Here is a 13,703-nt window from a genome sequence, read left to right as displayed (position 1 = left end):
CGTCCCGGCCCACACCCAGCCGGCCGTCCACCTGGCGTCCGGCCGGGCGGCCAGGACGCCGTCACACCGGCGGAGGCGCGGCCCGGTCTCCCCGAGCACCATCGACAGAAAGAGCAGAATGCCCCGCTTCAGCATCATCGTCCCGTCCCATGGGGTCGCGGGCCGACTGCCCCTGGCGCTGGACTCGGTCCTCGCCCAGTCCTTCGGCGACTTCGAGCTGATCCCGGTCTGCGACACCCCCGACTCCCCGGCGGCCGACATCGTCGCCGGTTACGCCGAGCGGGACTCCCGGCTGGCCCCCCTGGCCTCGCCGCCGTCGGCCGGTCTGGCCGGGGCGCGCAATGCCGGGCTGCGAGCGGCGCTCGGCGCCTATCTGCTGTTCCTGGACGGCGACGACCTCCTCGTACCGGGCGCGCTGGCGGCGCTGGACGCACGCCTGAAGGAGACCGGCGACGTCGATGTCCTGTACTTCGAGCACGAGCGGACGCCGTGGTGGAAGGGCGACCCGACCAACCCGGCCGAACCCCTGCTGGCGAAGGCGCCGGACGGGGCCTTCACGCCGGGCGAGGCACCGCAGGTGACCGGCGTGCAGCTGCCGGCGTGGAGTGCGGCGTACCGCAGGGCCTTCGTCGGTGACCGGCAACTGGCCTTTCCCGACGGGCACTTCACCGACATCGGCTTCGGCAGCCGCGTCGTCTCGGCGGCCGAGCGGGTGGCGGTGCTGCGCGAGGCCGTCGTCCGGCATCTGCTGCGCCGCCAGGGCAACCGGCTCAACCTTCCCGGCGAGCACCACTTCGAGCTCCTCGACCAGGCCGAGCTGGCGCTGACGCACGCCGCCGAGCAGGGGCTGCCCGGGGACCGGCTCGTGCCGCTGTTCGAGCAGCTCTTCGCCGCCGTACTGAAGACCGCCGCGCATCCGCGCCGGCTGCCGTCGCGGCGCCGTGCCTTCTTCCGCCGGGCCGGCCGGCTGTACCGGCGCCACCGCCCCGCCGGGTTCCGGACGCCGGGCGGCAGTCTCGGCGTACAGCACCGGCTGCTGGCGTCGGGTTCGTACGCCGCGTTCCGGGCGCTGCGTGGCGCCAACCGGGTGGCGGCGCGGGCGGCTCAGGGCCTGCCGCGCCCGCACATGCTGCGCGCCCGTCTGCGCTACCGGCTCCAGCTGCGTCTGCCGCTGGACGCGAACCTCGCCGTGTACTGCGCGTACTGGGGCCGCGGCTACTCCTGCTCCCCGGCCGCGATCCACGCGAAGGCCCGCGAACTCGCCCCGCATCTGCGCTCGGTGTTCCTGGTCGAGCCGGACCAGGCGCACACCCTGCCGAAGGACGTCGAGTACGCGGTGATCGGCAGCCGGAAGTACTGGGACGTCCTCGCCCGCGCCAAGTACCTGGTCAACAACGCCAACTTCGCGGACGCCGTCGTCAAACGCCCCGGCAGTATCCACCTGTCGACCCAGCACGGCACCCCGCTGAAGAAGATGGGCGCAGACCAGGCGACGTACCCCGTGGTGGCGTCGGCGACCGGCAGCTTCGCCAAGCTGCTGGCCCGCGTGGACCGCTGGGACTACAATCTCACCTCCAACCGGCACTCCACGGAGATGTGGGAGAGCGCGTACCCCGCCGCGCACGAGACCCTCGAGTACGGCTATCCGCGCAACGACGTCTACTACACGGCGACCGCCGACGACGTCGCCCGCGTCCGCCGTGAACTGGGCGTACCCGAGGGCAAGAAGGCGCTCCTGTTCGCGCCCACGCACCGCGACTACGCCACCGGCTTCGAGACGAGCCTCGACCTGGAGGCGTTCTGCGAGGCGATCGGCGACGAGTACGTCGTCCTGCTGCGCGCCCACTACTTCTACGACCAGGGCGGCGCCCGCGGCACCGGCCGGATCATCGACGTCACCGGGCACCGCTCCGCCGAGGACGTGTGTCTGGCGGCGGACACGCTGATCACCGACTACTCGTCCATCATGTTCGACTACGCCAACCTGGACCGGCCGATCGTCGTGTTCGCGGACGACTGGGACGTCTACCGGGAGCTGCGGGGCGTCTACTTCGACCTGCTGGCGGCCCCGCCGGGCCGGGTGGCGCGGACGCCCGAGGAACTGGCGGCCGTGTTCCGCGACGGCTCGTACGCGGACGGTCCGGCGACGGTGCTGCGGGCCGCGTTCCGGGAGCGCTTCTGCCAGTTCGACGACGGACGCGCCGCCGAACGCGTCGTACGCCAGGTGCTGCTGGGCGAGCCGCCCGAGGCGGTCCCACCCGTGATCCCGCTCGCGGAGCGCATCCCGGCCCCGGCCGCCACCCTCGTAAGGAGCTGACGAAGCAGTGCCCCGCTTCAGCATCATCGTCCCCGTCTTCAAGGTGCAGGGCTTCCTGCGCGAGTGCCTCGACTCGGTGCTCGGGCAGTCGTACGCCGACTTCGAGGTGATCGCCGTCGACGACCGCTCGCCCGACGGGTGCGGCGCGATCCTCGACGAGTACGCCGACCGCGACCCGCGGGTGCGGGTGCTGCACCTGTCCGAGAACGTCGGCCTCGGCCCGGCCCGCAACGCCGGCCTGGAGCGGGCCGGCGGCGACTACGTCCTGTTCCTGGACAGCGACGACGCCTACACGCCGGGCCTGCTGGCCGCCGTGGCCGCACGCCTCGAAGCGGCCGACGACCCGGACATGCTGGTCTTCGACCATGTGCGCACCCACTGGTGGGGCCGGGGCGGCCGCAGCGAATCGGCCGGTCTGCTGGCCGCGGCGGGCACCGAGACCTTCGGCATCCGGGAGAACCCGGAGTATCTGCGCCTGTTCCTGGTCGCCTGGAACAAGGCGTACAAGCGCTCCTTCTTCCTGGAGCACAAACTCCAGTACGCCCCCGGCCTGTACGAGGACGCGCCCGTCACCTACCGCTCGATGGTGCTGGCGGACCGCATCGCCTGCCTGGATCGGATCGGCGTCGAGTACCGGCAGCGCCGGCAGGGCGCGATCACCAAGACGCCGGGGCGCCGCCACTTCGACATCTTCCCGCAGTACGAGGGCCTGTTCGCGTTCCTCGAGGAGCGCCCTGACCTGTCGTGGGCGCGTCCGCTGCTGTTCGAACGGGCGCTGGACCACATGCTGTTCGTGCTGGCCCGCGAGGACCGGGTGACGCCTTCGGACCGCTCGGCCTTCTACCGCGAGATCCGCTCCTTCCACCGCCGTCGCCTCCCTGACGGCTTCACCCCGCCGGACGGCTGGCGCGGCACCGAGATGCGGCTGCTGGCGACGGCGCCCTACCCGTCGTACGCGATGGCGCGCGGCCTGCGTGACCTGCGCAGGACCGCCGGGAGCGGCAAGCGGCGGGTGGCGGGGGCGGTGTCGGCGCGGGCCCAACATGCCTGGTACACCGCCCAGTCGAAGCGCGCGCTCGATCCGCACCTCGCCGTCTACTCGGCGACCCACCTCCGGGGCATGTCCGGCGACCCGGCAGCGATCCACGCCAAGTCCCGTGAACTCGCCCCGCACATCCGCGGGGTGTGGGTGGTCCGGGAGGACGCGGTGGACATGCTGCCGCCCGGCACCGACCATGTGATGTTCGGTTCGCGGCGCTACCACGAGGTGATGGCGCGGGCCACGTACTGGGTGAACAACGTCAACTGGCCCGGCACCCTGGCCAAACGGCCCGGCAGCGTCCACATCCACACCCATCTGGGCACCCCGCTCAAGTACATGGGCGCCGACCTGCTGACCAAGCCCGGCGCCCGGCACGGCTTCGACGTGCCGCAGATGCTGCGCCGCGCCGACCGCTGGGACTACAGCCTGGTCGCCAACCGGCACTCGGAGCTGGCGTGGGACCGGGCGTTCCCGTGCCGGTTCACCTCGCTGCGGACCGGCAGTCCGCGCAACGACGTGCTGGTCAACGCGGGACCGGAGGACGGCGAGGCGGTCCGCGCCCGGCTCGGCATCCCGCCCGGCCACACGGTGGTCCTCTACGCCCCGACCCGCCGCGACTACCGCCGGGGCGGCCACGTCGACCGCGTCGACCTGGCCCGGTTCGCCGCGGACCTCAGCCCCGGCCACACCCTCGTCGTCCGCCTGCACCCGTCGCTGGCGGCGGGCACCGCGCGCGGGATGGGGCTGGCGGATCTGCACGCGCGCGGGGTCCTGATCGACGCGACGGACGAGCCGCACGTCGAGGACGTGATGCTCGCCTCCGACGTGCTGGTCACCGACTACTCCGCCCTGATGTTCGACTACGCCAACCTGGACCGGCCGATCGTGATCCACGCCGACGACTGGGGCGCGTACGCGGCGAGCCGGGGCGCCTACTTCGACATCACGGCCGAGGCGCCGGGGCATGTGTCTTGCTCGTACCGGGAGTTGGCGTGGCTGTTCGCGTCCGGGACCTGGCAGGACGAGGAGTCGGCGCGGCTGCGGGAGGAGTTCCGGGAGCGGTTCTGCGAGTTCGACGACGGGCGGGCGGCCGAGCGGGTCGTACGGACGCTGATGCTGGGCGAGCGGATGCCGGAGACGGTGGTCACGGCGGACGCGGTGCCGTCCCCGGCGACCGGATCTCCTGGCGTGGCCGTGAAGGCCTGACCGTGCCTGCCCTGTCTGACTCTGATAGCCCTCACTCGATGAGGTGACGTGAGGCAATGATGTTGAGCCGCATGGGAACAAACGGCAAATGCCTCAGACCCACACACATTCCTACGACGGTCCTGTGGGCGTCGGCGCCCTCGCCCGGCGGACCGCGCGCGGCGCGACGGCGCTGCGCGGCGGCCGCGCCTGGCGCCCCACTCCGTACCAGGCCTTCGGCTTCCTCTTCTGGCTGGTGATGTCACTGGCCTACTGGCGGGTGCCGCTGTGCTGCGACGCCGGCCAGCACGCGGCGGTCGTGGAACGCCTGAAGGCGAGCCTCCTCCACCCGCGCCACCCGATGGCCGACCTGCCGGGCGCGGGCAGTCCGTACTACTCGCCGTACGCGGTCGCGCAGGGCGCGTTCGCCCGGCTGACCGGGCTGACGGGCTGGGAGACGGTGCGGCTGGCCGGTCCGCTGAACCTGCTGGTCCTGCTGACGGGCATCGGCCGCTTCGTGCGCGTGCTGACCCCGAGACCGTGGGCGCCGGTGCTGGCGGTGGCCACGATGACGCTGCTGTGGGGCACCGAGCGGGCCTGGTGGAGCGGCTACCTCGGGCTGATGTCGATGACGGGGAACCTCGGCTACCCGTCGGCGTTCGCGATCGGGCTCACGTTCTGGGCCTGGGCGCTGACAGGGGCGCGGGCACGGGACGAACGGCAGGTGCGGTACGTCGGGCCGAGCGGGCAGCGGGGGCTCGCCGGGTACGCGGGGCTCGGCGCGCTGTACGGGCTGATCCTGCTGGTCCACCCGATCACGGCGATGGCGGCGGCGCTGGGCGCGGTGGCGTTCGTCGCCGGATGGCAGCGGGGGTGGCGGCAGGCCGTGCTGGGGCGGTGGGCGCTGACGGGGCTGGTGGCCGTGGCGGTCGCGGCGTCCTGGCCGTACTTCGACGTGTTCGCGCTGGCCGGCGACGACAGCGTGGACTGGATGCACCGGCGGCTGTACGAGCAGCTCGGCGGCCGGTTCTGGCTGGCGCTGCTGGGACTGCCGGCGCTGTGGCTGCGCTGGAAGAGGGGTTCCCGGCGGGATCCCCTCGTCCTGCTGTTCGCCCTGGACTGCCTGGTCGTGGCGTACGGCTGGCTCAGCGGCCACTACACCTACGGCAGGATCCTCGGGCTCACCCTGGTGCCGCTCCAGTTCGCGCTGGCGGTGGAGCTGGCGGCGCCCCGGCCGTGGCGCCGGGCGCGGAAGATGCTGGGCGGGGCGGCGGCCGCCGGGGCGTGTATCGGGTTCCTCACCGTGCAGGGCGGAGCGGTCGTGCCGCGCTCACTGGACCCGGTGGGGTTGGAACAGCCGTCGCGCTGGCCGACGTACGCATGGGCGGCACAGCACATCCGGCCCGGCGAGGTGGTGATCTCCGACGGGCACTACGCCCCCCGGTCCCTCGCCGGGTACGGGCCGAACCTCGCCGCGCCCATCTGGCCCGACCCCGCCCTGGACGAGCGGGAGCGGACCCGGCGCCTCGCCGATGTCCGCGCCTACCTCGCCCCGGACTCGACCCGCGCCGAGCGCACCGCCATCGCCCGGCGCCACCACGCGCGCTGGCTGCTGCTGACGCGGTGGCATCCGGTGCCGGAGGAGGCGGTGGTCGTGGCGTGGAGTACGCGGACGGGGGAGGTGCTGGCGCGGATCGGGTGACGAGTTTTGGGGCCTTACTCGATGACGAGTTTCTTGGGCCCTACTCGATGACGAGTTTCTTGGGCCCTACTCGATGACGAGGTCGACCTCGATGTTGCCGCGGGTGGCGTTGGAGTAGGGGCAGACCTGGTGGGCCTGCTCGACCAGCTTGCGGCCGGTGGCCTCGTCCACGGTGTCGGGGAGCTCGACGCGGAGGGCGACCTTGAGGGCGAAGCCCTCGCCCTGCTTGCCTATGCCGACCTCGGCGGTGACGGCGGCGTCGCTGACGTCGACCTTGGCCGCGCGGCCGACGAGGCCGAGGGCGCTGCCGAAGCACGCGGCGTACCCGGCGGCGAACAGCTGCTCCGGGTTGGTGCCCTCGCCGTTGCCGCCCAGCTCCACCGGCATGGCCAGCGCGAGGTCGATCTTGCCGTCGTTGGTGACGGCACGGCCCTCGCGGCCGTGGGTGGCGGTGGCGACAGCGGTGTAGATCGCGTCCATGGAGAAACCATCCCTCTCGTAAGTCGTGACGGGGCGGCGGGCTCCAGCTGGTCTGTCCGGGCCGCCGCCGACCACAAGTAGAGCACACAATTCAATTGCACACAACTAAATGGCGGACAAGAGCTATCCTGGAGGCATGACCGCACCCACAGCGGACTGGCTCCGCCTCGACCAGCAGATCTGCTTCTCCCTGAACGCCGCGTCGCGCGCCTTCGGTGGCGTCTATCGCATCGTCCTCAAGGACCTCGGGATCACCTACCCGCAGTACCTGGTGATGCTGGTGCTGTGGGAGCACGGCGACCTGCCCGTGAAGAAGCTCGGCGAACACCTGCGCCTCGACTCCGGCACACTGTCCCCGCTGCTCAAGCGACTGGAGGCGGCCGGCCTGGTACGCCGGGAGCGCAGCACGCACGACGAGCGCTCGGTGGAGGTACGCCTGACGGACGCGGGCGCCGCCCTCCGCGAACGCGCCCTTCAGGTACCGCGCCGGATCGCCCGCTCGACCGGCATCGACCTCGACGAGATCCGCGACCTGCGGACCCGGCTCGACGCACTCACCGAGGCGCTCGACGCGGCGGCGGTGGAGGGGGCGCCGGAGGAGTGAGGGGCTGACGGGCGCGGACATGGAGCTGCATTTTGTGCTCATATCATGCATTTAGCGCCTATTGACGGCGTATCAGGGCGGATGCGGCATTCCCCCGGCTTACGATCCGAGTGAACCGGCCCCCTCCCCGCCCTCTTCCGGAACGTGGCCCTCATGCACCCACCCGCCCCGCAGGTCGGCACCGTCAGCGTCATCGTCATCGGCTACAACGATGCCGCCCACGTCACGACCGCCGTCCGCTCGGCGCTCGCCCAGGGCCCCGCCGTCCACGAGGTCATCGCCGTCGACGACCACTCGACGGACGGCAGCGCAGACCTCCTCAGCCGCCTCGCCGCGACCGAACCGCGCGTGAAGGTGGTCCGGCGCCAGGTGAACAGCGGGGGCTGCGGCAGCCCGCGCAACACCGGGCTCGACCGGGTGACGGCGCCGTATGTGATGTTCCTGGACAGCGACGACGTCCTCCCGTCGGGCGCCGTGGACGCGCTGCTCACGGCGGCCACGGGGGCGCGCGCGGAGGTGGTGAGCGGCCTGTGCGTGCGGCGCGAGCTGCCCGAGGGGCTCGAAGTGCTGTGGCAGGCGTCGCTCTACACGGCGCACGCCGTGATCGCACACCCCGCACAGCGCCCACGCCTGGTCCACGACACGCTCTGCGTCAACAAGCTCTACCGCATCGACTTCCTGCGCGCGCACGGCATCCGCTTCCCCGAAGGGCGCTTCCCCTACGAGGACCTCGTCTTCACCGCACGTGTACTGGCCGCCGGGCCGCGCATCGCCCTCGTCCCGGACCGGGTGTACGTGTGGCATGTGCGCCGGTCCGCCGGGCAGCTGTCGATCTCCCTGGACCGCGCGGGCATCGCCAACTGGCAGGCGCGCACGGCGGCGTGCCGGCTGGCGTACGAGATCCTGCTGGGCGCCGGGCAGAAGGGGCTCGCACGGGCGGCGCGCGCCAAGTTCCTCGACCACGAGCTGCGGATGTACGCGCGGGAGCTGGGGTTGCGCGATGTGCACTACCGGCGCGCGTGGTGGGCGCACACTCGGGCATACCTCGCGGAGTACGACGCGGCCGACTGGACGCACCACCCCACCGCGCCCGGCCGTCTCATCGGGCGCGTCATCCTGGCCTCCCCCGAGCCGCGCGACCTGCCCCGCCTCAGGGAGCTCGCGTCCCGCCCCGCGCGCCTCCTCCCGCCGTACGCGCACGCCCCCGGCGGAACGCCCGTCTGGTCGGACGACCTCCCCCAGGTCACTCTGGACCCCCTGCTCACCCGCCCCATCAACCTCCTCCCCCTCGCCGTGGACGCAGAACTGCGCCTACGCGCGCGTGGCACCGCTTGCCTCCGGCTGCGCCTGTACGACCTGTACGACAGGGTGACGCAGGCCGGCCCGGAGAAGCTGGAGGTGGAGTGGCGGCGCCGGGAGGGCGGGGGCACCGGCGAGGGCCACACACGGGTGAATTTCGCCCCTCCTTTCCCTCTAGCACCTTCCGTCCCTCCCATCCCTCCGGTCCCTCTCGTGGCCTCTGTCGACGGCACCTGGGTGGCCGAGACGACCGTCGATCTCGGCGCGTTGGGCGCGCTCGGCGCGGGCACGTGGGATCTGCGCCTGCGCGTGCGCTTTCCCGACGGCGCGCAGCGTGAGACCACGACGCGCGCGGTCACGGGCGCCGGTCTGCTGCGTCGCCGCGCCGTGGTGAGCGCCCGGCACGCCGTCTTGCTCGTGCAGCCGTACGCCACCCACTCGGGCGCGCTGGCACTGCGTGTAGCCCCGGGTTTACGGGGTGTTATGTCAGTGGTCCGCGGCAGACTCCGCCGCCTGCTTCACTGATACCGGCACCAAGAACGACATCCGACCGCACACCGCACACCACGCACCATCACGGGCCAACTGACGAGGGGACGGCCGCACATGACCTGGCTGATCACCGGCGGCGCCGGTTACATCGGGGCACACGTCGTACGGGCGATGACCGAGGCGGGCGAGGGGACGGTGGTCTACGACGACCTGTCCACCGGCATCGCCGAGCGCGTCCCCGACGGCGTTCCGCTGGTCGTGGGCTCGACCCTGGACGGCGAGCGCGTCGCCCGCGCCCTCACGGACCACGGCATCACCGGCGTCGTGCATCTGGCCGCGAAGAAGCAGGTCGGCGAGTCGGTGGACCTGCCGCTGCACTACTACCGGGAGAACGTCGAGGGCCTGCGCGTCCTCCTGGAGGCGGTGACCGCGGCCGAGGTGCCGTCCTTCGTGTTCTCGTCGTCGGCGGCGGTGTACGGCATGCCGGACGGGGTGGACCTCGTGACGGAGGAGACCACCTGCGTGCCGATGTCGCCGTACGGCGAGACGAAACTGGCGGGCGAGTGGCTGGTCCGCGCGACGGGCCGCGCCACCGGCCTGTCCACGGCGTCGCTCCGCTACTTCAACGTGGCCGGCGCGGCGGCCCCCGAGCTCGCGGACGTGGGCGTCTTCAACCTGATCCCCATGGTCTTCGAGAAGTTGACGGAGAACGCACCCCCGCGCATCTTCGGCGACGACTACGAGACACCGGACGGCACCTGCGTCCGCGACTACATCCACGTCGTCGACCTGGCGGAGGCCCATGTAGCCGCGGCCCACGCCCTCAAGACCACCCCCGGCCGCGACCTCACCCTCAACATCGGCCGCGGGGAAGGCGTTTCGGTCCGCGAGATGATCGACCGCATCAACGCCGTCACCGGCTACGACCGCCCCCCGACGGTCACCCCACGCCGCCCCGGCGACCCGGCCCGCGTCGTCGCCTCCGCCGATCGCATCGCCGCCGAACTGGGCTGGAAGGCCAAGCACGACGTCCAGGACATGATCACGTCGGCGTGGGAGGGCTGGGTCCGGCTGCATCCGGAGGCGGCTCGCGACTGAGCGGCCTCGCCGACCTCACCGACTCCGAGCTGCCACCGACGCCCGCCCGATGGCGGCTCGAAGTCCATCCAAGCCGGGTCCTTCCCCGGAACCGGCGCATCCTGACCGTTCAATCCCCGATCTCCTGCTCGGCCTCACGCAGAATCCCGTTGATCGCCGCCATGGCGGCACGGAACGCGACTTCCCCGACGGTGCCGTCCTGGGAGATCCGCTCGGCCTCATGCAGACGAGCCGCGCGCGGTGAATGCCGCTCGATGACCCTCGCGCAGCGCGTCCCTGGTCGTCATCGACCGTCCCCGGACAGGCCGGGTGCCCCGAGCTCGAACCAGACGCCCTTCCCAGCCTCACCCCGGCGCCCGGTCCGCCACCCACCCCTCTCGGCTCCCCAACGCCCCTTGGTCAGCGAGTCGAGGATCCACAGTCCGCGCCCACTCTCAGGGTCGTACCCCTCCTTCATGGCGGGCAGGGTCACGTCCACATCGAAGACCGTTGCGCGCACGCCGACCGGGTTGGTGACGAGGAGGAGCCCGGCGCCGGTTCCGCCCGCGTGGACGCAGGAGTTGGTGACCAGCTCCGAGACGCAAAGCGCCGCGTCGCCCACGATGGCGCCGAGTCGCTGCGCGTGCAGTACGGAGGTGACGAAGTCGCGGGCGATGCGGGGGGAGGTGGCGTGGGAGGGGATACGGAGGCTGTATTCGGGCATGGGGGATCAGCTCCAAGTCGCCGGGGGCACAGGTGAGTTGAGGCAGACGGATGCCGTTCGCAACGGAGAGTGCCGCCTGCATCACCGAAGGTAGGTCACAAGCTATAGCCGGGGCAACCTATAGCCATAAGATGCCGACCCTGCGGGTGACCCGTGCCATGCTTGCTCGGCACACTCGTACGCTGGAACGACCAGGGGGACGCCACAGATGCCGCCCAGGAGCAACCCCACCTATCGGCAGGAGCGATTGGGCGCCGAGCTGCGCAAGATGCGCGAACGAGCGGGCATCACCGCGCGAGCCGCAGCCGCGATGCTCAGCTCAAGCCCCATGCACCAAAGCCACGTCGAGACCGGCCGCAGCGGCATCAGCGAGGACCGCATCCGGCGCCTGGCCAGGCACTGCGCCTGTGACGACTCCGCATACATCGACGCGCTGGTGGCGATGACTCTGGAGCGAGGCAAAGGCTGGTGGGAGGAGTACCGCGGCGTCATCGTCCCCGTCGGCCTCAACCTGGCAGAGCTGGAGCACCACGCTGTGCGCATCCAGACCTTTCAAATGGCGCACGTTCCCGGCCTGTTGCAGACCGAGGAGCACATGCGAGCCGCGTTCCGTTACGCATCCCCGGAGCTGACGCCTCAGGACCTGGAAGCCTATGTGGCGTTCCGGCTGCGCCGCCAGCACATCATCACAGACTCACCTGCGACTCCGTACGAAGCGATCATCCACGAAGCAGCCCTGCGCATTCTCGTCGGCGGCCGCAAAACAGCCCACGCGCAGTTGGAGCGCATCCTTGAGCGCTCGGAGCTGGACCATGTGACCGTGCGCGTCCTGCCGTTCGCCGCCGAAGACTTCGCCGGCGCCGGGCACTCGATGTACTACGTGCACGGCCCCGCTCCCCAACTGGACACCGTGCAGGCCGAAACCGGGCACGGCAGCGTCTTCTTCGATGCTGAGCCGCTACTCAAGCAACACCGCAAGCGATACGACAGGTTGACAGGCTCGGCCCTGAAGCCGGCCGAATCCCGGGACTTCATCACCCACATGCTCCAGGAACTCTGAAAGGTGCCCCCATGACCACGCCCCTCGCTTGGCAGAAGTCGTCCTTCTCAGGCGGCGGCACAGGCGACGAATGCGTCGAACTCGCCCTACCCACCGCATCCCCCACCTCCATACAACTCCGCGAAAGCGACACCCCCACCGCCGTCCTCACCACCAACCGCACCGCCCTGCACGCCCTCCTGACCACAGTCAAGAACAGCAGCAACCTGACCGGATGACCGATTCACCGCCCCATCTCGCCCCGAGCCGACGAACTCCTTATGCAGGGGCGTGGGCGCGCACCATGAGCGTGCCCAGGTTCCCCGGTTCCGGTGCCTTGAAGACCTGGGCGTCGATGTCGGTGAAGCCGTGCCGCTTGAGGATGTCCGCCCACGTCTCCGGGGCGTACTGCCAGCGAAATACGGTCAGCTCGCGCTCACGGCCTTCGAGCCACTTGCCCCGCATCTGCTGAGGGCCGTAGGAACCGGCGACCGGTTCGGCCTGGGAGAAGGCGAAGACCCCGCCAGGAGCCAGGCGCTTATAGACACATGGGAACAGGTCCTCGGGGTCCGTGAACCACACGGCGCCCCAGGCCGAATAGATCGCGTCGTACTCCGCGGGAGTCGACGAGAGGCAGGCGCAGGCCTCGCCCTGGACGAAGGACATCCCGGGAGTGCCCCTCCACCAGGCACGGGCTCGTTCGACCTGGACAGGGGAGAAGTCGATGCCGGTCACCTCAACACCCTGGCAGGCCAGGTGGGCTGCTTCCTTGCCCTCCGCCGGCCCGAGCTCCAGAGCGCGGCGAGGACGGCCGAGGACCTCGGCACCGGGACCGTGCCCGGGTACTGCGTCCAGTCGAACCGGTCGGCCTGCGGGGTCGGTTGGGTTCCCTCTCCCTTATAGGGCTTGTACTTGTCCCAGTATTCGGCCGGTGTCATGGGCGCGTGGGGCATGAAACTCCTCAGGAGGGTGGAGTGACGGTGTCCCTTGAGCTGGACACCGTACCGGCGCTCCCTCCCGCGCGTGGGTGAATGACACCACCTCACCGGATGCACACGCGAAGGGCCCGGGAGTGTGCGTGACGCCCCGGGCCCGACCAGTTCGGATCAGTGGCAGTTCGATCCCGGACTGCACGGCCCGCACTTCCCGTGGTCCCGTTCCCAGAGCTTCCAGTCCACGTCGAAGCCCGCGTCCGCGATGATCTGTGCGGTGCGTTCCACCGAGCCGTCGTACTTGAACTCGATCTCCGGGATGTGCTCCAGGAACTTGCCGCCGAAGTGCTCGGCGCAGAACTCGCGGTAGTTCTTCGTGTCCAGGATGAAGACGTGGACCGCCAGGTCGACCAGCTGGCCACAGCACATCTCCAGGCCCTGGCCCCACTTCTCCATGGCCGTGATCAGGTACGAGACCGCCGCGCCGAACAGCCGGTTGGCCATCACCTCGTCCACGGGGTGATCCCGCATCAGGAGCTGGATCTCCCGGTCCCACACCTCACGCTTGACGTAGTCCCGGGGGTTTCCGAACCTTGGTCTCCACTGCTGCCGTCATGCTGCCCTCCAAGGCGTCGCAGCGCGGGCAGTACCTCGGGTCCGGTGCCGGCGACGGCCACGACCTCATGCCCGGCCGACGTCAGCAGGAGGACGAGGCCCTCGCGCAGCAGGGCGTTGTCCTCGGCGATCACGACTCCCACGGCAGTTCCGCCTCTACTCCGGTCGTCGTCCGTACGGCGACGCCACTTCGAT

At 71.0% G+C, this 13,703-nt stretch carries 12 protein-coding genes and 1 pseudogene; 8 read left to right on the top strand and 5 right to left on the bottom strand.

Annotation, left to right across the window (positions count from 1 at the left end; genetic code table 11):
• The first annotated feature begins 118 nt into the window (after positions 1-118).
• The 3 genes from AQJ91_RS25045 to AQJ91_RS25035 all read left to right on the top strand — a co-directional run bounded on the left by AQJ91_RS25045 (position 119) and on the right by AQJ91_RS25035 (position 6,246).
• Complete coding sequence (locus tag AQJ91_RS25045) at positions 119-2,317, top strand: bifunctional glycosyltransferase/CDP-glycerol:glycerophosphate glycerophosphotransferase (protein WP_067025954.1); 2,199 nt, start codon at positions 119-121, stop codon at positions 2,315-2,317.
• A 7-nt stretch (positions 2,318-2,324) separates the two neighbouring features.
• Positions 2,325-4,565 carry a bifunctional glycosyltransferase/CDP-glycerol:glycerophosphate glycerophosphotransferase gene (locus AQJ91_RS25040; protein ID WP_067025952.1) on the top strand — a complete coding sequence of 747 codons (2,241 nt, stop codon included), beginning with the start codon at positions 2,325-2,327 and terminating at the stop codon, positions 4,563-4,565.
• An 88-nt stretch (positions 4,566-4,653) separates the two neighbouring features.
• Positions 4,654-6,246, top strand: coding sequence for a hypothetical protein (locus AQJ91_RS25035; RefSeq protein ID WP_067025949.1), 1,593 nt, complete (start codon positions 4,654-4,656; stop codon positions 6,244-6,246).
• A gap of 66 nt (positions 6,247-6,312) precedes the next feature.
• Here the strand turns inward: AQJ91_RS25035 and AQJ91_RS25030 are convergent, their stop codons facing one another.
• Positions 6,313-6,726 (bottom strand): organic hydroperoxide resistance protein, encoded by a 414-nt coding sequence (locus AQJ91_RS25030; RefSeq protein WP_067025948.1) that lies wholly within the window; start codon positions 6,724-6,726, stop codon positions 6,313-6,315.
• A 136-nt stretch (positions 6,727-6,862) separates the two neighbouring features.
• Between AQJ91_RS25030 and AQJ91_RS25025 the strand changes: the two genes are divergently transcribed.
• The 3 genes from AQJ91_RS25025 to galE all read left to right on the top strand — a co-directional run bounded on the left by AQJ91_RS25025 (position 6,863) and on the right by galE (position 10,219).
• Positions 6,863-7,330, top strand: a complete 468-nt coding sequence (locus AQJ91_RS25025; RefSeq protein ID WP_067025946.1) for a MarR family winged helix-turn-helix transcriptional regulator — start codon at positions 6,863-6,865, stop codon at positions 7,328-7,330.
• 153 nt (positions 7,331-7,483) lie between these two features.
• Positions 7,484-9,154, top strand: coding sequence for a glycosyltransferase family 2 protein (locus AQJ91_RS25020; protein WP_067025944.1), 1,671 nt, complete (start codon positions 7,484-7,486; stop codon positions 9,152-9,154).
• An 81-nt stretch (positions 9,155-9,235) separates the two neighbouring features.
• Positions 9,236-10,219 carry a UDP-glucose 4-epimerase GalE gene (gene galE, locus AQJ91_RS25015; protein ID WP_067025942.1) on the top strand — a complete coding sequence of 328 codons (984 nt, stop codon included), beginning with the start codon at positions 9,236-9,238 and terminating at the stop codon, positions 10,217-10,219.
• A 283-nt stretch (positions 10,220-10,502) separates the two neighbouring features.
• On the opposite strand, the gene AQJ91_RS25010 is transcribed toward galE, so the two are convergent.
• Positions 10,503-10,922, bottom strand: a complete 420-nt coding sequence (locus AQJ91_RS25010) for an ATP-binding protein (RefSeq protein WP_067025941.1) — start codon at positions 10,920-10,922, stop codon at positions 10,503-10,505.
• 247 nt (positions 10,923-11,169) lie between these two features.
• Here AQJ91_RS25010 and AQJ91_RS25005 point away from each other — a divergent pair, with 247 nt between their 5' ends.
• Positions 11,170-11,982, top strand: a complete 813-nt coding sequence (locus tag AQJ91_RS25005; protein WP_324618024.1) for a helix-turn-helix domain-containing protein — start codon at positions 11,170-11,172, stop codon at positions 11,980-11,982.
• 11 nt (positions 11,983-11,993) lie between these two features.
• Entirely contained in the window at positions 11,994-12,200 is a 207-nt protein-coding gene (locus AQJ91_RS25000; protein ID WP_067025937.1) for a DUF397 domain-containing protein, read from the top strand.
• 40 nt (positions 12,201-12,240) lie between these two features.
• On the opposite strand, the gene AQJ91_RS24995 is transcribed toward AQJ91_RS25000, so the two are convergent.
• The 3 genes and pseudogenes from AQJ91_RS24995 to AQJ91_RS55965 form a co-directional block, all read right to left on the bottom strand.
• Complete coding sequence (locus AQJ91_RS24995; protein WP_324618027.1) at positions 12,241-12,717, bottom strand: class I SAM-dependent methyltransferase; 477 nt, start codon at positions 12,715-12,717, stop codon at positions 12,241-12,243.
• 350 nt (positions 12,718-13,067) lie between these two features.
• Entirely contained in the window at positions 13,068-13,424 is a 357-nt protein-coding gene (locus AQJ91_RS24990) for a glycine-rich domain-containing protein (RefSeq protein ID WP_234382906.1), read from the bottom strand.
• Positions 13,425-13,528: 104 nt separating this feature from the next.
• Positions 13,529-13,651 (bottom strand): annotated as a pseudogene (locus tag AQJ91_RS55965) (DNA-binding response regulator); the annotation flags it as partial.
• Positions 13,652-13,703: the final 52 nt, after the last annotated feature.

The organism is Streptomyces dysideae (genome assembly GCF_001514305.1).
Taxonomy (GTDB): Bacteria; Actinomycetota; Actinomycetes; order Streptomycetales; family Streptomycetaceae; genus Streptomyces; species Streptomyces dysideae.
The sequence above is the reverse complement of the archived record's forward strand: the minus strand, read 5'-3'. Positions and strand labels throughout refer to the sequence as shown.